Source organism: Streptomyces sp. NPDC002853 (assembly GCF_053591915.1).
Genome location: NZ_JBSFUS010000007.1, coordinates 414,635 through 431,372, shown reverse-complemented (window position 1 = coordinate 431,372; position 16,738 = coordinate 414,635). Strand labels below are relative to the sequence as shown.

Sequence of the window (16,738 nt, the reverse complement as noted above, 5' to 3'; positions counted from 1 at the left end):
GAACCCCCTCCTCCGCCTCTTGACGGCCTCCGTCACGCTCCTTAGTGTTCGGCGGAAGTTCATACGTATGCATTGCCCTGAAACCGCGCGAACGGAGAAGCCATGTCCGCTGTAGCGCCGCCCACCACCGCAACCGGCCCCCAAGGGACCGAGGCGGAGAAGCGGAATGCGATACGCCGCGCCATCGGCGCGGGAAGCATCGGAAACTTCGTCGAACAGTTCGACTACGGCCTCTACGGCTACATGGCGCCGATCCTCGCGCCCGCGTTCTTCCCGCAGAGCAACCAGGCCGTCGCCGTCCTGAGCACGTACGCGATCATCGCCATCGCCTGCCTGTTCCGCCCTCTGGGCGGGACGCTCGTCGGCCGCTGGGGCGACCGGGTGGGCCGCAAGAAGACGCTGCTGTGGACCATCGTGTTCATGGGCGTGACCACCGCGATGATCGGCGCCCTGCCGACGTATCAGCAGATCGGGATCTTCGCGCCCCTGCTTCTCCTGCTCCTGCGCGTCGTCCAGGGCATGGTGTCGGGCGGGGAGTACGTCGGAGCGGTGGCCTTCATCGTGGAGTGGGCGGAGCCCGAGCGGCGCGGTTACTACGCCTCGTACGCCTCCAACAGCTGCTTCGCCGGCATCCTCGCGGGAGCCGGCACCGCCGCCCTGACCAGCTGGGCCTTCGAGGGCCCGACACTGGACTCGTGGGGCTGGCGCATCCCGTTCCTGCTCGCGCTGCCGCTGAGCGCGGTCGGGATCTGGCTGCGCCGGCGCATCGACGAGTCACCCGAGTTCGTCCGTGCCACGGAGGGCGGCATCGACGTCGTCAAGGCCCCGATCCGCGAGGCGCTGCGCACGCAGTGGCGGCCGATGCTCGTGTTCTGCGGCGTCTCCGTGATGCTCGCGATCCTGTCCTACACCTGGGTCACGTTCTATCCGGAGTACCTGACCGGCACGCTGGGCCTGCCGCGCTGGATGGCCCTGACGTCCAACGCCATCTCCGTCGCCGTGCTCATCCCGCTGCTGCCGCTGGCCGGCATGATCTCGGACCGGATCGGCCGCAAACCGATGCTGATCGCCGGTGCCGTCGCGTGCATCGTCCTGGTCCCACTGGCCTTCCGGGTCGGCGAGTACGGCACCTTCGGCGCGGCCGTCGCCAGCCAACTGATCTACATCATCCCCGAGTTCTTCCTGACCGGCATCGTCACGGTCTGCACGGCCGAACTCTTCGCGACGCGCACCCGGTTCAGCGCCAGCGCCATCGCGTACAACAGCTCGTTCTCCATCTTCATGGGCATCACGCCGTTCGTCGCCGCCCTGCTCGTCACCAGCTTCGACACGATCTACGCCGTGTGGGTCTACCTCGCGGCCGCCGCGATCCTGGCCCTCGTGGTCGTCAGCGCGTTCATGACGGAGACCTACCGGAGCCACCTCGGGGCGGACAAGTTCGCCGCCTGAGGAACGGGCCGCCCGGTCACCCGGGCCAGCCAATTGCATACGCATACACAGACCCGTCCGACACGTCCAGATACGCAGAGTTCGAGAAAGGCACCCACCATGTCGCTTGACCCCGTCGCCTACCTTCCCTACGCGGACCCGGACGACTTCATCCGTGAGGTCACCGACCGCATCTGGGTCGACCGGGACATCTCCTACATCGTCGACAACTACGAGCCGGACTCGATCGTCCACACGAGCCTGGGCACCGTGGTGGGCCGCGACGGCGTGATCGAGGGCACGACGATGCGCATGGGCAGCACGCCCGGACACATCGGCCAGGCCGAGGACGTGGTGTGGGAGGCGCGCGGGAACGACGCCTTCCTCAGCTCACACCTCGTCTTCTCCGCCGACGAGCACCTGGTCGACGGCCGGAACATACGCATCCGCAAGCGCACGGTCGCCAACTGCCTCTACCGCCGCGGCCGGATGGTCGAGGAGTGGGTGGTCCGCGACGAGCTCGCCACCTGTCTGCAGCGCGGCGACGACCCCGACGAGGCGGCCCGCGCCCTGCGGTTCCAGGGGTACAGCGGATCGATGACCGAGGAGCCGCCGAAGGACGTGCTGCTCGCCGGTGTCAGCGGACCGCGGCCCGACGAGTTCCGGCCCGAGTGCGAGATGGTCCTGGAGTTCATCGACGAGGTGTGGACCCAGCGCCGGCTGCAGAAGGTCAACGACTTCATGACGCGTGACCTCTTCCTGCACACCATCGGCGACCGGACCGTCATCCGCCCCGAGCGCTACCAGAGCGACCTGATGGCCATGGTCGCCGCGTTCCCCGACGCCCGGTTCGAGGTGCGGGACGTGCAGACCAACCACTCGCCGCGGTACGCGGGCCTGCGCGTGGCCGTCACCTGGACCATGCACGGCACCTACCGGGGCACCCCGGACTTCGGCCCGCTGACCGACAAGCCGGTGACCATGCTCGGCGTCTCCCAGTTCCTGATCCAGGACGGCCGGATCGTACGGGAGTTCCGCGTGTACGACGAGATCTCGCTGCGGGCGCAGATCAACGGCACGCGGGGCGACGGCCCGGCTGTGGAGGCCAACATCTACTGAAGGGCCGACAGCTGCTGGAGGACCGACATCTGCTGAAGGACCGATGGGACGTGGAGGGGCTCCGGTGCATCCGGGGCCCCTCCCCCCGTCAGCGGGCCGCACCCACGGGTCGCGGCACGGTGGGTCCGGGCTCGGGCAGGGTGCGGAACAGCAGCCAGCTCAGCACGGGCATCAGGACCAGGGGCGCCAAGGCGCTCCGCAGTGATGTCGCATCGGCGAGACCGCCGATCAAGGGGCTCACCAGACCACCGATGCTCACGGTCAGACCGAGCGTGATCCCGCTCGCGGTGCCGACGCGGGAGGGCAGGTAGTCCTGCCCGAGCGTGACCTGCAGCGAGAACGGGACGTACAGGCCGGCCGAGGTCAGGGCCACGCACGGATAGAACGCCGGACCGGGCACGAACACCACACCCGCGACACATCCGGCCGTGAGCAGGTACGACCAGCGCGCGACGGTGACCCGGTCCCAGCGCTCGGCCAGCGCGCCGCCAAGGACCGAGCCCACCGCGCCACCGAGGTAGAGCACGAACAGCGCCGCTGTGCCGGCGGCCGTGCTGCCGCCCATGCGCTCCCTGGCGAGCAGGGAGATGAAGGTGCTCAGGCCGATGAAGACGATCGACCGGCACACCACGGCCAGCGACAGTTTCACGAACGACGCCTTGTCGTCCTTCGCCGCGACCGCCGCCGCACCCGCGCCGTCCCCGGCGGCTCCTCGCTGCCGCTCCAGCGCACGCAGCACGGGCAGGCACAACACGGCGCCGACGAGCGCCGGAAGGACGAGCAGCGGGGTCAACCGCAGTCCTCCCGCGGCGACCACAGCGCTGACCAGGAGCGGGGCGACCGCGAAGCCGAGGTTGCCGCCGAGCGAGAACCACCCCATGCCTCGGTGGCTGCCCTGGCTCGCGAGCCGGGCGACCCGTGCGGACTCGGGGTGATAGGCGGCCACGCCCACCCCGGACACCGCCACGAACACGAGGGTCAGCCCGTAGGAGCCGCTCACGCCGCTCAAGGCGATGCCCACACCGCCCAGCAGCGTGCTGACCGGGAGCAGCCACGGCATCGACCGGCGGTCGGTGAGAATCCCGAACAGCGGTTGCGCCACCGACGACAAGAGCGAGGCGGCGAGCACGATGCCCGAGACGGCGGCGTAGCTGTAGGCGCGCTCGGCGACGAAGAACGGCACCAGGGACGCCACGGCGCCTTGATACAGGTCGACGCAGGCGTGCCCGGCGGACAAGAGGGTGATGGACGTATTCCTTCGCACCCCGTCATCGTCGACGCCGGGCGCCGTGTCGCACTTCCGGTAATTCGCCAGAAGATGCCGATGTTCCGCCAAGCACCGGTCACCGCCGCAGCTTCCCGCTGTGATCGGCTCCGTGGGGGTCCTCTTAGGAACTTCTTAAGCGCGCCACCGACGCTCTCCCTCGTGAACCACGCGATGAACAACAGCAGTCAGCCCCAGGGAGCCCGGCACAGTGACGTCGCGGGCGCGGGGCGTCGGCGACGTGTCCGTACGTATGGCATCGCCGCGGCGGTGGCGCTGACCGCCGGTACGGCGTCGGCGGGTTACCTGGCCATGGGCGAGCCGACGTCCGGGGGCGGCAGGCCGGCGGTGCCGCCTCAAGTGCACGGCGCCGCGGTGGACTTCACCGTGCGGGGCGGCACCGCGCGCGTGGACACCGGGTCGCTGCGCGTCACGGGGCGGGCCGGCGACGGGACCTCGCTCCCGGTGTCCGGCGCGGCGGGACAGCGGCTCGGCAAGCCGGGCCGAGTGACCGTGGACGGCGGCACGGCCCGCTGGTCGTACCCCGCCAAGCAGCTCACCGTCACGGCGAAGAGCGAGCGCGGCCGCCTGCGGATGACGGTGCGCTCCGCGGCCGACCAGAACCTGTCCTGGCCCCGTACGTCGCCCGGCGCCGGCGCGGCCCTGCAGATCCCCCGCGGCGAGGGCCTGCGCGTGCCGGTGAGCGACACCTTCTGGAACTCCGGCGAGGCCGGTCTCAAGGACTCGGAGGCCGAACTCTCGGGCGGCCTCACCCTTCCGGCCTGGGGCTACACCCAGGGCAAGCACGGTGTCGGCTACATCGTGCCGGAGGAGGTCGGCACGTCGCTCGCCTTCGGGTCGAAGGACGGCCGGATCGGCTCCACCGCGCGGCACGAGTTCTCGCGGCGCGAGCGGACCCGCGACTACACGGTGCACTTCTCCCTCACCGACTCGTCCCCGGTCTCCTCCGCCGCCGACTACCGCGACTACCTCGACGAACACGGCGAGCTGCGCTCACTGAAGCAGAAGATCGACGAGAACCCTTCCGTGAAGCGCCTGTTGGGGGCCGTGCACGCCTACGCCTGGGGCAGCGCACGGACCGCAAAGGGTGTGAACGAACTGCGTGAGCTCGGCGTCTCACGGCTCTGGCTCGGTTACGACGCGGACGACCGGCCGATGGACGAGCAGGCCGTGCGGGCAGCGAAGCGCAACGGCTACCTGGTCGCCCCGTACGACTCCTACGCCAACGGCCAGCCCTCCGACACCGCCGACAACCCGTCGTCGAGGTGGCCGGGCTCGGTCTACCCGGACTTCTGCGTGCGGAACTGGAAGGGCGAGATCAAGGAAGGCTTCGGCGGCCGCGGCTGCTATGTCAGCACCCAGGCCTTCGCCCAGGCCGAGCCCACCAAGCACTACCTGGCCGACCGGGCGAAGAAGATGACGGCCAACGGCGCCGACAGCTATTTCCTGGACGTCGACGCGGCGGGCGAGCTGTTCACCGACAGCAGCGAGGGCCACCGCATGAACAAGAAGCAGGATCGCGCCAATCGCCTGCAGCGCATGCGGAAACTGGCGTCCGACGACAAGTTCGTCCTCGGCTCCGAGTCGGCGGGCGCCTGGGCCGCCCCCGTGCTTGCCTTCGACCACGGTGGCCAGACACCGGTCGCCGACGGCTTGTGGAAGCTGGAGAAGGACAAGGAGAAGTGGGGCGGCTACGCACCGCAGGGCGAGCCCGCGTTCTTCTTCAAGGAGGCCGAACTCCCGGCCGCTCTGGCAAATGCGATGTTCGACCCGCGCTATCGCGTCCCGCTGTACGAGACGGCACTGCACGGTTCCGTCATCAACACCGACCGCTGGGAGATGCCGTACAACAAACTCCCGGCACAGAAGAGGAACCGAGCGCTGATGTCCGCGCTCTACAACACGCCGCTCAACTTCACGCTCGGGGAAAGGAACTTGAGGTCCACGGGCAAGGAGATGGCCGCGCTGCAACGCTACTTCGCGCCCTTGCACCAGGCCGCGGGCACCGAGCGGATGACCGGCTACCGGCGGCTCAGCGCTGACGGGGCTGTGCAGCGCTCGGAGTTCGGCGCCGGGGAACTGACGGTGACGGCCAACTTCGGCAAGAGGGCGTACGGTTCGCTGCCGGGCGGCTGCGCGGAAGCCAGGCTGAAGGGCGAGCCGAAGCCCCGCCGTCTCTGTCCCGCACGGCTGCCCTGACCTGTCGGCTGCCCTGACCTGTACGGCTCAAGCGGTCTCGCTCGCGGGGTGGATGGTGAAGACCTGGTCCAGGCCGACGATGCGCAGGATGCGCAGCGTGTTGGCGGGGATGCCGACCAGAATCAGCTCGGCTCCCGCGTCCAGGGCGCGGTGGCGGGCGGCGAGCAGGACGCTGATGCCGGTGGAGTCGCAGAACTCGAGACGGGTCAGGTCGATGGTCAGGTTCTGGCCCCGGGACAGGGCCACGCAGTCGACCTGTTCGCGTAGGGCGGTGGCCCGCTCGTAGTCGAGTTCACCGGCCACGTGCAGGACGGGGCCGGTGGCAGCGGTGCGGCAGGTGATGTTCAGAGGGCTCATCGTGGGTGATCCGTTGCCGGGTGGGCGGCGGGGACGCCCAGTGCGAGCAGTGCGGTGTCGTCGTCCAGGCCGTCGCCGAAGCTTTCAAGCAGCCCCGTCAGCGCGGCGATCATCTCGTGGGGTGTGGTGGGGGCGTGTTCGGCGGCGAAGGCCTGGAGGGCTTCGTCGCCGAAGAGGCTCTGGCGGGTGGAGCCGGTACGGGCCTCGGTGAGCCCGTCGGTGTAGAGCAACAGCGTGTCACCGGCGGCGAGGGTGGTCTCCGCGGTGGTGAACCGGGCCTGGGGAAGGACGCCGACGAGCAGCCCCCCGGGAGTGGGGAGGTAGTCGGCGGTGCCGTCGGCCCGCATGATCAGCGCCGGCGGGTGACCACCGGAGGCGAGGCGCACGGATATGTCCCCGTCCTCGGCACCCGGCTGGATCACGCCGAAGATGACCGTGCAGTAGCGGGGGTCGCCACTGGCTCCGTAGCGCTCGTGGAGGACGGCGTTCAGCGTGTTCAGGGCCGTGGCGGGCTCGGAATCGTGCAGGGCCGCGGCGCGCAAGGTGTACCGCGTCAGCGAGGTGAGCGAAGCCGCCTGGGGACCCTTGCCGCACACGTCCCCGAGGAAGAAGGCCCACCGGCCGTCGCCCAGGGCGAACAGGTCGTAGAAGTCGCCGCCGAGACGGTCCGGAGAGGCCGTGTGGTAGTAGACGGCGGCCTCCAGTCCCGGCACGGCGGGCAGCGAGGAGGGCACGAGGGACTGCTGCAGCACGGCGAGCGAGTCCGCGAGGCGCTGCCGGTCGGCCTCGGCCTGCCGACGGGCCTCCTCGGCTTCGGCCCGCGCCCGCTCGGCCTCCTGGCGGCGGTGCAGGAGCTCCTGCTCGTAGGCCCGCCGGTCGGAGGCGTCGGAGAGGGTCGTGCGGATCAGCAGCGGGTCGCCCTCACCGCTGTGCTTGATCACGGAGGAGACCATCACCGGCAGCCGGCTCCCGTCGGCTCCCTTCATCTCGAGCGCGATGCCGCGCAGCTCGCCCTGCATGCGCAGCAGCGGCGCGAAGTGCGTCTCGTGGTAGAGCTTCCCGCCGACGGTGAGGAGATCGGCGAAACGGACCTGCCCCACCACGGCCTCGCGCTTCAGGCCGAGCCAGTCGAGCAGCGTGGTGTTGACCTTGGCGATGGTTCCGTCCATCAGCGTCGAGAGGTAGCCGCAGGGAGCCCTCTCGTACAGGTCCTCGGCACTGTCCTCGAGCAGTGCGCTGAACGCGGCGTCCGTGCCCGCGGCGTCCCCGATCTCCGACGGCTCCGGTTCGTCGCCCGCGAGGCCCATCAACGGCGGTTCCCGAGGAATTCGAGGATGGCTTCGTTGGTGGCCTCCGGCGCGCTCAGCTGCGGGCAGTGCCCGGTGGCGTCCAGGGTGACCAGGCGGGAGGAGGGGATCGCGGCGTGCACGTACGCGCCGACCTCGCGCGGCGCGATCACGTCCTGTGAGCATTCGAGCACCAGGGTCGGCACCGTCACGCTCTTCAGGTCCTCGCGGCTGTCGGACAGGAACGTGGTGCGGGCGAAGACCCGGGCGATGTCCGGGTCGGTGGCGCAGAAACTGTTGGTCAGTTCCTCACCCAGTTCCGGCCGCTCCGGATTGCCCATGATCACCGGCGCCATCGCGGACGACCAGCCCAGATAGTTCGAGTCGAGCGAGGCCAGCAGCTCGTCGATGTCCTCCGCGGTGAAGCCGCCCCGGTAACCGTCGTCGTCGATGTACCGGGGAGAGGGCGCCACCATCACGAGCGACCCGATGCGCTCGGGCGCCATCCGAGCGGCGAGAACTCCGACCATGGCGCTGACCGAATGCCCGACGAAGACCGCCTGCTCGAGTCCCAGTTCCGCACAGACGTCGACCACGTCCTGGGCGTAGCCGTCGAGCGACGCGTACCGCTCCTGGCTCCAGGCCGACAGATCCGAACCTCCGGAGCCGACGTAGTCGAAGAGCACCACGCGGTGCCGCTCCGCGAGGGCCGGCACGGCCAGCCGCCACATGTTCTGGTCACAGCCGAAGCCGTGCGCGAGGACCACCGCGGGCCCGTCGGCCGGCCCCGTGACCGTCACATTGTTCCTGGCTCGTATATCCATGCTGTCCATACTCCCACCTGCCACAGGAGCCCCGGACGCGGAGACCGCCCCCGCGGCCGGCGCAGGGCGCGAAGAACGCGGCGTCGAGGCGGCAACCTCGGGCTCCGCCGTGACCACTACGGCGTGCGGAACAGCGTCACCCGGGATTCGACGACGAAACAGGGAGCCGACCATGAGCCGAGCACGTTCACGAAGACTGCATTTCACGCTGGCCACGCTGGTCGCCACGGCCGCGACCGGTGCGGCGCTGACACTGCCGGAGGCCTCCGCGCAGCCGGACACGTCCGCGCGGCCCGGGGCCTCGGCCGCGGTCGGCAGCGCCACCGGCTACGCCACGCAGAACGGCGGGACCACCGGCGGCGCGGGCGGGAAGACGGTGCGGGCCACGACGGGCACCGCGATCCACACGGCGCTGTGCACCCGCGCCGCCGACGACACTCCGATCACCATCGAGGTGGCGGGGACGATCAACCACGGCAACACCACGAAGGTGTCGGGCGACAGCTGCAACACCGCCGCCGGTGTGATCGAGCTCAAGCAGATCAGCAACGTCACGATCGTCGGCGTCGGAAGTGGCGCCGTCTTCGACCAACTGGGCATCCACATCAGGGATTCCAGCAACATCATCATCCAGAACGTGACCGTCAGGAACGTCAAGAAGTCCGGCTCCCCCACGTCCAACGGCGGCGACGCCATCGGCATGGAGAGCGACGTCCGCAACGTCTGGGTCGACCACACGACCCTGGAGGCGTCGGGCGGGGAGTCGGAGGGCTATGACGGCCTGTTCGACATGAAGAACAACACGCAGTACGTGACCTTGTCGTACAGCATCCTGCGCAACTCCGGGCGCGGCGGCCTGGTCGGGTCCAGCGAGAGCGACGTCTCGAACGGCTACGTCACGTACGACCACAACAAGTACGAGAACATCGACTCCCGCACGCCCCTGCTCCGCGGCGGCACGGCCCACATCTACAACAACTACTACGTGGGTCTGAACGAGTCCGGCATCAATTCCCGCGCCGGAGCCAAGGCCAAGGTCGACAACAACTACTTCAAGGACTCCAAGGACGTCCTCGGCACCTTCTACACCGACGCGGCCGGCTCCTGGCAGGTCAGCGGCAACACCTTCGACAAGGTGACCTGGTCACCCGCCGACGACGAGTACAAGCCGGCGGGCCCGAACCCGACGTCCAACACCACGGTGAGCATCCCTTACGCACACAAACTCGACAGCGCCGCGTGCGTGCCGGCCATCGTGGCCAGGACGGCGGGAGCGAACACCGGCCTCAAGGTGTCGGACGGCAGCTGCTAGACACAGCGGCCGTTCTGTCCACCCTGCCGCAAACAATCTTGAGGCGGGAAAGGCGCTGGCCAAGGGCGCTATCCGGCTCAACTCCGGCTCCGTATACGAACTTTGGAGGCATCAGACCCCTCAGTCTTGGATAGCAATCCGCTCACACCACGCGGCTCCCCAGGCCTGCGGCATGTGCCGGCCTGGGCTGCCGCGCCGGGCAGGATTCCTCAAGGCTGAAGGGTCCCCATCATCGTGCAACCGGCTCAAGAGTTCGGCGACAACCCTGTCGAAGTACGTGAAACCGGGCACTACACGGAGGAGTACGTCCCCAGCTTCGTCGAAAAATGGGACTCCCTCATAGATTGGGAGAAAAGGGAGGAGAGCGAAGGGAATTTCTTCATCGACCTGCTGCGCAAGTGGGGGGTGAGGAGCGTGCTCGACGTCGCGACGGGCACCGGATTCCATTCCGTACGGCTGCTGGCCGCCGGATTCGAGACCGTGAGCGCGGACGGCAGCGCGGAAATGCTGGCGAGGGCGTTCGAGAACGGCACGAAGCAGGGAGGGCACATCCTGCGGGTCGTGCAGGCGGACTGGCGATGGCTCAACAGAGACGTGCACGGGGAGTACGACGCCATCGTCTGCCTCGGCAACTCCTTCACGCATCTCTTCTCGGAGCGGGACCGGCGCAAGGCACTGGCCGAGTTCTACGCGATGCTCAAGCACGACGGAATTCTCGTCCTGGACCAGCGCAATTACGATGCGGTCCTGGACGACGGGTACACCAGCAAGCACCGGTACTACTACTGCGGTGAGGACGTCATCGTGGAACCGGAGTACGTCGACGAGGGCCTGTGCCGCATGCGGTACAGCTTCCCGGACGACTCCATCTACCACCTCAACATGTTCCCGCTGCGCAAGGACTACACCCGGCGTCTCATGTCCGAGGTGGGTTTCCAGCACATCGAGACCTACGGCGACTTCCAGCACACCTACCGGGGCGAGCAGCCGGACTTCTTCGTGCACGTGGCGGAGAAGGAGTACCGGACGGAGGACGAGGGGCAGTACAAAGGCGCGGTCAGCACCGCCCGCAGCTACTACAACTCACCGGACGCCGACACCTTCTACGCCTCGGTGTGGGGCGGCGAGGACATCCACATCGGCCTGTACGAAAGCCCCGTGGAACCCATCGCGGCCGCGAGCCGGCGGACCGTCGAGCGGATGGCGTCGAAGCTGGAGCTGACCCAGGAATCCGTGGTGCTCGACCTCGGTTCAGGGTTCGGCGGCTCGGCGCGCTATCTGGCACAGACGTACGGCTGCCGGGTCCTCGCCCTCAACCTCAGCGAGGTGGAGAACCAGCGCCACAAGGAGCTGAACTCGGCCCGCTCGCTCACCGACAGGATCGAGGTCGTGGACGGGTCCTTCGAGGACATCCCGTACCCGGACGACCACGTCGACGTCATCTGGTCCCAGGACGCCTTCCTGCACAGCGGCAACCGGGTCCAGGTCCTCAAGGAGATCGCGCGGGTGCTGCGGCCGGGCGGCCGTCTCATCTTCACCGACCCGATGGCGGCGGCGGACGGCGGCCGCACGGACGTACTCCAGCCGATCCTCGACCGGATCCATCTGGACGACATGGGCTCGCCCGGCTTCTACACGCGCGAGCTGGACCGGCTCGGCTTCACCGCCGTGGACGGTGGCTTCGAAGAGCACCGCGAGCAGTTGGTGAACCACTACACGCGGGTCCTGGAGGAAACCGAGCGCCAGGAGGCCGAGGGGCTGGCCAGGAGGATCAGCCACGACTATCTCGCCCAGATGAAGAAGGGCCTGGGCCACTGGATCGCCGGCGGCCGCGACGCCCACCTGACCTGGGGAATCTTCCACTTCAGGCTCGGCACCGGTGACTGAGCAGATCGACTGAGCGGGACACCCGAGCAACCTTCGGGGCCCGGGTGCCGGCCGGCACCCGGGCCCCTCGGCACTTGCTTACATAGGGGCGTCCGTCAGTGGTCGGAGTAGCTGAAGTCGCCGATGGTCCAGGCGCTGACATCCTCGATCGCCACGCGGTACATGCCGCCGGTCTCCGGGATTCCCACCGTGCCCTGCAGAATCCGCGCCACGTGGAAGTGCAGATACCGCGGGGGCCCCTCCTTGTCCGTCCCGGCGGTGAACATGGCGGAGAAGTCGCTCAGGCGGTCCGAGTCCGCCAGGACCTCCGAGACCCGCTGCCTCCAGACGGATTCGGGAGCCAGCCGGCCCGTGATGACAGCACCACAGGCGACCACGGTCAGAGACATCTGATTGCTGTGCCCGGACTCCACCAGGGCGGCGACGTCAACGAGCAGTTCGTCAGGCTTCGACATGAGAGAAGATTCTAATCACCGGCCGCCCGCTCAGCTCACGCAGTGCCGCAGCACTCCGCTCAACTCACGCGGTGCGCCGCACGCCGCTCACGAGCGTGAGGCAGTGCCGCAGCCCGCTCTGTCGGACTCGGCCATGCGCGAGTCCATCGACTCGCTGCGGTCGTAGGGGTCGACTTCGGGGCCCTCGTGCGCGTCCGGGGCGGCGCGCTCCGCGCCGAATGCGGGGGTGAGGTAGCCGGTGTAGGTGTCGCAGCCGCCGTTGGTGGTGTCGACCTTGTAGGAGATGAAGGAGAACGTCCCCTTCTTGGTGATCACCTTCGCCGGGTCGTCCCAGCTCATCACGGTCTCGCGGCGCACGATCGTACGCACGACTTCGTCGCTGCCCGCCTTGGCGCTCACGACCGGATAGACATAGGTGACATCGGCGGTCACCTCGACCGCGCCACGCTTGCCTTCCTCGAAGGTGATCCGACCCCGCGTCTTGACCACGTCCCCGACGAGTCGCACCTTCGACTTCTCGAATCGGCTGAACATCAGCAGAGGGTCGTTCTCCTGGCTGGGCGCGCTGAACGCGACAGACAGGAATTCCTTGACGTCGGCCTGATGCGGATTGATGAGGTCGATCGCCTTGCGCGGCCGCTCCCCGCGCAATACCTCGGGATCCAGACTGGAGGCCACGAGGAAATCCCGGGACCGCTCGAGGGTCTGTTCGACCTGCTCCCGGCTCATCCAGCCCGTGGCCCGCGCCTCGGGCAGATGAATCCCTGCCGCCCCGTCACGCCACCGCGCCGCGGGCGACCCCCTGAACGGTTCGTCCACCGTGGGCCGTTGGGCCGCGGCCTCCGTCGCCGGCGCCTGTCCCGGACGAGCCGACTCCGCGGCGGCCTGCGGGGCGTCCCCGCCACCGTCACCTCCGAGCCAGCCGGTCAGGTTTCCCGGCGCGACCGCCACCGCCAGGACCAGTGCGACCGCGACCAGACCGACCACGTACCAGCCCTTGCCCCATCGCCGCCGGGCCGGTTGATGGGTCCGCCACCCCTCCGGCCGGCCGGGCTCCTCCCGCAGCCGCCGCGCCACCATGCGCGCCCGCGCCGAAGGCTCCTCGGGAGCGCTCTGCGCGCCGGCCTCGGCATCCCGCAGGAAGCGCGCCCACTCCTCGTCCGATATGGACCCATCCTTGCCCACGCCGCGTCCCACCCCTTCTCATACACCCGGCCTCTCCCCAGGGCCGGACATCATCCGCGTATCATCACACAACCCGGCCGACGCGATTCCGCGGCTCTGACGTCGTGAAAGCGGACCGCCTCGACACCCCCCTCAAGACCCCCTCGACGCGTCCCGAAGCCGCCGGTGACGTGAGATGCGCCATGCCGCGCAACGCGCAAACGACGCTCGATAGCAGCGAATCGCGCTGCATGCGGGGCGGTGAACCACCCACCCTACGAACTCGCCTAGTAATGATCTCTCATTGCCTGCGCGCACGGCCCTTCCCAGAATGTCCCGGAACCGGGGGCCAGGTCGAGAAGGACGAGAATTGAAGCGAAAGCTGGCAACGATCATTTCCATGGCCGGGGTTATCCTCGCGTCCATGGCCATGCCTACTGAGGGTGCCGCCGTTCCTTCTCGTCTGGGTGTCTACGCCGGTCCGGGCAAGACCGATGCCGTGAACGATTCACGGACGTGGCTCGGGCGGTCGCAGATGGATGCCACGGACTATCTGGACCCGTCCGAGAACGACGGCTGGAATCAGTACGCGGCCAAGTACTGGGGTGACTGGAAGAAGGCCGGGGACGGCCGGCAATTCGTGCTCGGGCTGCCGATGCTGCCCAAGGGCGGAAACTTCAGGGACGGGCTCGCCGGGAAATACGACGGCCAGTTCCGGGACCTCGCCGACCTGCTGGTCAAGAACGGCCTCGCCGATTCGGTCATCCGCCTCGGATACGAGGGCAACAACAAGACCATCGGCACGTGGCAAGGGACCGACGACCCGGCGGCCTATCGGGAGATGTTCCGCAGGGTGGTCACCCTGATGCGCGCCCGGACCGGGACGCATTTCCGCTTCGACTACAACATGGCCGTCGGCACCTCGGGCAAGGTCACTTCATTCGAGACGCTGTACCCCGGCGACTCCTACGTCGACATCGTGGGTCTGAACATCTACGACGTGTGGTGGGAGCACCCGGACGCGACGCCCGCCCAGCGGTGGGACCACACCCTCACCACCCCCATGGGCGTGAACGACTTCAAGGCGTTCGCCGCCGCCCACCACAAGCCGAAGTCCTACCCCGAGTGGGGCCTCTACGGGAAGGGCGACGCCTACATGGGCGGCGGCGACTCCCCTTACTTCATCGACCGGATGGCCGACCTGGTCAAGGACTCGGAGTACCAGGCGTACTTCGACTTCGACTGGGGCGGCGGAACACTGGACGACTACCCCAAGGGCAAGGCGCAGTACAAGCTCCGCTTCGGCGGCTGACGATCACCGGGAAGCGGCGAAGGACGCTCCTTCCTGCCACGCCTTGCTGCCACACCCTCCTCCTGCCACGCGGGACTCACCGGACAACAGAAAAAGGGCCGTTCGAAAACGGCCCTTCATCTGCGACGTTCGATAGTTCGAACTAGTCGGGACGACAGGATTTGAACCTGCGACCCCTTGACCCCCAGTCAAGTGCGCTACCAAGCTGCGCCACGTCCCGGTGCCCGTGTGACCTGGGGTTTCCCCTGGCCGAACGTGCACCGAAACAATACCGCACTCGGAGCTGTGATCGCTCACGCCTTTCGCGGGCTGTTGACCTCAAGCGGACTTGAGGTTGCACGCTCTGTGGCATGACGACGACAACGGAACGCACGCTCGGGCGGGCGGATGGATACGGATACGCGGACCTGTCCCGCCTCATGGGGCGGATGACGGGGGACGAGAAGCACGGGCCCGCCGCGACGTCCACCCTTGACGCGCTCTGGGTGCTCTACGACCGGGTGCTCAGGGTCACACCCGAGCAGACGGAGGAGGCGGGGCGGGACCGGTTTCTGCTGTCCAAGGGGCACGGCCCCATGGCGTACTACGCCGTCCTCGCCGCCAAGGGGTTCATCCCAGTCGACTGGCTGGAAGGGTTCGGGGCCTTCGACTCGCCGCTGGGGCACCATCCCGACCGGGTGCTCGTCCCGGGGGTCGAGATCGGGAGCGGCTCGCTCGGGCACGGGCTGCCGATCGCGGTCGGGACCGCGCTGGGGCTCAGGGCGCGGAAGCTCGAGGACGCCCGGGTGTGGGTGCTCGTCGGGGACGCCGAGCTGGACGAGGGCAGCAATCACGAGGCCATCGCCTTCGCCGGGCCCGCCGGGCTCGAACGGCTGCACACCGTCGTGATCGACAACGCCTCCGCCCGGCACGCCAGGCCCGACGGCATCGCCGCCCGCTTCGAAGCCGCCGGGTGGTCCACCGTGACCGTCGACGGGCGCGATCACGACGCCTTGTACGCGGCCTTCACCGCGCCGCATCCCGGGCAGCCACACGTCGTCGTCGCCCGGGTCGAGCCGAAGGGCCCCTAAGGGCTCGCTCTCCCCTCCCCCACGGCCGCTCTCCTTGCCTCGCGCCCGTCGCTCCGTTCACTTTTGCGCCACCCCTCGGAGGTTTTGTCATGGACACCATGCGTGATCGCTTCGCCCCCACCCTCTCTCGACTGCTCGACGAGGATCCGCGCGTCGCCGTCGTCCTCGCCGTGATCGGTGCGGACGGGTTCGCGGAGGCTCAGCGCAAGCACCCGGAGCGGGTGATCGACGTCGGGATCCGGGAGCAGCTGCTCGTCGGGGCCGGGTCCGGGCTCGCGCTGGCCGGGCTGCGGCCCGTCATGCATACCTTCGCCAGCTTTCTCGTGGAGCGGCCGTTCGAGCAGGTGAAGCTCGACTTCGGGCATCAGGGCGTCGGGGGCGTTCTGGTCAGCGCCGCGGCCTCCTTCGACTGGCCCGCGGGCGGCTACACGCACATGTCGCCCGGCGATGTGGCGCTGCTCGACACGCTCGACGGTTGGACCGTGCACGTACCCGGGCACCCGGACGAGGCGGAGACCCTGCTGCGGCACGCGGTCGCCGCGGGCGACGACAAGGTGTACGTACGACTCTCCGTGCAGTCGAACGCTCGGGCTCTGCCCGTCGACGGGGCCCGCTTCCACACCGTGCGCGAGGGTCGTGGTGGGGTGGTCGTCGCTGTCGGGACCATGTTGGACAACGTCCTCGCCGCCACTGAAGGCCTCGACCTCGCCGTGCTGTACGCGACCACCGTGCGGCCCTTCGACGGGGATGCGTTGCGCCGCGCGACCGGGGCGGGCACCGTCGCCGATGTGGTGGTGGTCGAGCCCTATCTGGCCGGGACCTCCACCGCTGCCGCGAACGACGCACTCGCCGATGTTCCGCACCGGGTGCTCGGGCTCGGCGTCGGCCGTGCCGAGCTGCGCCGCTACGGGCAGGTCGAGGAGCACATGGCCGCGCACGGGCTCGACGCCCGCTCGCTGCGGGAGCGGATCAGCGGTTGGCTGGGGGCGTCCGCGCAGGTTCTCGTGTAGCTCCCGGCCCTCTCCCCCTTCCCTCTCCTC

13 protein-coding genes, 1 tRNA gene and 1 pseudogene are annotated in these 16,738 nt (G+C 68.8%); 8 read left to right on the top strand and 7 right to left on the bottom strand.

Annotated features, from left to right (window positions below; genetic code table 11):
- Positions 1–102 precede the first annotated feature (102 nt).
- Positions 103–1,449: an MFS transporter gene (locus ACWD02_RS21470; RefSeq protein ID WP_451213006.1), complete on the top strand. Its 1,347-nt coding sequence runs from the start codon at positions 103–105 to the stop codon at positions 1,447–1,449.
- A gap of 99 nt (positions 1,450–1,548) precedes the next feature.
- A complete protein-coding gene (locus ACWD02_RS21465) occupies positions 1,549–2,547 on the top strand; it encodes an ester cyclase (RefSeq protein WP_451213003.1) in 999 nt (332 codons plus the stop codon).
- A gap of 88 nt (positions 2,548–2,635) precedes the next feature.
- Here the strand turns inward: ACWD02_RS21465 and ACWD02_RS21460 are convergent, their stop codons facing one another.
- A complete protein-coding gene (locus ACWD02_RS21460) occupies positions 2,636–3,811 on the bottom strand; it encodes an MFS transporter (protein WP_451213001.1) in 1,176 nt (391 codons plus the stop codon).
- 162 nt (positions 3,812–3,973) lie between these two features.
- On the opposite strand from ACWD02_RS21460, the gene ACWD02_RS21455 reads away from it, so the two are divergent.
- A complete protein-coding gene (locus tag ACWD02_RS21455; RefSeq protein WP_451212998.1) occupies positions 3,974–6,031 on the top strand; it encodes a glycoside hydrolase in 2,058 nt (685 codons plus the stop codon).
- Between the two features lie 27 nt (positions 6,032–6,058).
- Here the strand turns inward: ACWD02_RS21455 and ACWD02_RS21450 are convergent, their stop codons facing one another.
- Genes ACWD02_RS21450 through ACWD02_RS21440 form a run of 3 tightly spaced genes read right to left on the bottom strand, consistent with a single transcriptional unit; the run spans position 6,059 to position 8,498 of the window.
- Positions 6,059–6,388 carry an STAS domain-containing protein gene (locus ACWD02_RS21450; protein ID WP_451212995.1) on the bottom strand — a complete coding sequence of 110 codons (330 nt, stop codon included), beginning with the start codon at positions 6,386–6,388 and terminating at the stop codon, positions 6,059–6,061.
- On the bottom strand, positions 6,385–7,695 hold the full coding sequence (locus ACWD02_RS21445; RefSeq protein WP_451212993.1) for a PP2C family protein-serine/threonine phosphatase: 1,311 nt from the start codon (positions 7,693–7,695) through the stop codon (positions 6,385–6,387). The genes ACWD02_RS21450 and ACWD02_RS21445 overlap by 4 nt, the downstream gene beginning before the upstream one ends.
- Positions 7,695–8,498, bottom strand: a complete 804-nt coding sequence (locus tag ACWD02_RS21440) for an alpha/beta fold hydrolase (RefSeq protein WP_451213380.1) — start codon at positions 8,496–8,498, stop codon at positions 7,695–7,697. Before ACWD02_RS21440 ends, ACWD02_RS21445 begins: the two co-directional genes overlap by 1 nt.
- 172 nt (positions 8,499–8,670) lie before the next feature.
- On the opposite strand from ACWD02_RS21440, the pseudogene ACWD02_RS21435 reads away from it, so the two are divergent.
- Both ACWD02_RS21435 and ACWD02_RS21430 read left to right on the top strand, forming a co-directional pair.
- Positions 8,671–9,807: pseudogene (locus tag ACWD02_RS21435) on the top strand (pectate lyase family protein); the annotation flags it as partial.
- Positions 9,808–10,044: 237 nt separating this feature from the next.
- Positions 10,045–11,697, top strand: a complete 1,653-nt coding sequence (locus tag ACWD02_RS21430) for a glycine/sarcosine N-methyltransferase (protein WP_451212990.1) — start codon at positions 10,045–10,047, stop codon at positions 11,695–11,697.
- A 95-nt stretch (positions 11,698–11,792) separates the two neighbouring features.
- Here ACWD02_RS21430 and ACWD02_RS21425 read toward each other — a convergent pair whose 3' ends face one another.
- Both ACWD02_RS21425 and ACWD02_RS21420 read right to left on the bottom strand, forming a co-directional pair.
- On the bottom strand, positions 11,793–12,152 hold the full coding sequence (locus ACWD02_RS21425) for a hypothetical protein (protein WP_451212987.1): 360 nt from the start codon (positions 12,150–12,152) through the stop codon (positions 11,793–11,795).
- A gap of 87 nt (positions 12,153–12,239) precedes the next feature.
- On the bottom strand, positions 12,240–13,337 hold the full coding sequence (locus tag ACWD02_RS21420) for a hypothetical protein (RefSeq protein ID WP_451212984.1): 1,098 nt from the start codon (positions 13,335–13,337) through the stop codon (positions 12,240–12,242).
- Positions 13,338–13,740: 403 nt separating this feature from the next.
- On the opposite strand from ACWD02_RS21420, the gene ACWD02_RS21415 reads away from it, so the two are divergent.
- Positions 13,741–14,628: a glycosyl hydrolase gene (locus ACWD02_RS21415; protein WP_451212981.1), complete on the top strand. Its 888-nt coding sequence runs from the start codon at positions 13,741–13,743 to the stop codon at positions 14,626–14,628.
- Between the two features lie 146 nt (positions 14,629–14,774).
- On the opposite strand, the gene ACWD02_RS21410 is transcribed toward ACWD02_RS21415, so the two are convergent.
- Positions 14,775–14,848: transfer RNA gene (locus tag ACWD02_RS21410), tRNA-Pro, on the bottom strand.
- A 130-nt stretch (positions 14,849–14,978) separates the two neighbouring features.
- Between ACWD02_RS21410 and ACWD02_RS21405 the strand changes: the two genes are divergently transcribed.
- Both ACWD02_RS21405 and ACWD02_RS21400 read left to right on the top strand, forming a co-directional pair.
- A complete protein-coding gene (locus ACWD02_RS21405) occupies positions 14,979–15,698 on the top strand; it encodes a transketolase (RefSeq protein WP_451212978.1) in 720 nt (239 codons plus the stop codon).
- Positions 15,699–15,787: 89 nt separating this feature from the next.
- The gene (locus tag ACWD02_RS21400; protein ID WP_451212976.1) at positions 15,788–16,708 is read left to right on the top strand and encodes a transketolase family protein; all 921 of its coding nucleotides are present in this window, start codon (positions 15,788–15,790) and stop codon (positions 16,706–16,708) included.
- Positions 16,709–16,738 lie beyond the last annotated feature (30 nt).

Excerpts from the sequence above, each read along its gene's own strand:
- ACWD02_RS21465 (WP_451213003.1), top strand. The coding sequence starts at position 1,549 with ATGTCGCTTGACCCCGTCGCCTACCTTCCCTACGCGGACCCGGACGAC.
- ACWD02_RS21400 (WP_451212976.1), top strand. The coding sequence starts at position 15,788 with ATGGACACCATGCGTGATCGCTTCGCCCCCACCCTCTCTCGACTGCTC.
- ACWD02_RS21425 (WP_451212987.1), bottom strand. The coding sequence starts at position 12,152 with ATGTCGAAGCCTGACGAACTGCTCGTTGACGTCGCCGCCCTGGTGGAG.
- ACWD02_RS21405 (WP_451212978.1), top strand. The coding sequence starts at position 14,979 with ATGACGACGACAACGGAACGCACGCTCGGGCGGGCGGATGGATACGGA.
- ACWD02_RS21415 (WP_451212981.1), top strand. The coding sequence starts at position 13,741 with ATGGCCATGCCTACTGAGGGTGCCGCCGTTCCTTCTCGTCTGGGTGTC.
- ACWD02_RS21470 (WP_451213006.1), top strand. The coding sequence starts at position 103 with ATGTCCGCTGTAGCGCCGCCCACCACCGCAACCGGCCCCCAAGGGACC.
- ACWD02_RS21440 (WP_451213380.1), bottom strand. The coding sequence starts at position 8,498 with ATGGATATACGAGCCAGGAACAATGTGACGGTCACGGGGCCGGCCGAC.
- ACWD02_RS21445 (WP_451212993.1), bottom strand. The coding sequence starts at position 7,695 with ATGGGCCTCGCGGGCGACGAACCGGAGCCGTCGGAGATCGGGGACGCC.
- ACWD02_RS21450 (WP_451212995.1), bottom strand. The coding sequence starts at position 6,388 with ATGAGCCCTCTGAACATCACCTGCCGCACCGCTGCCACCGGCCCCGTC.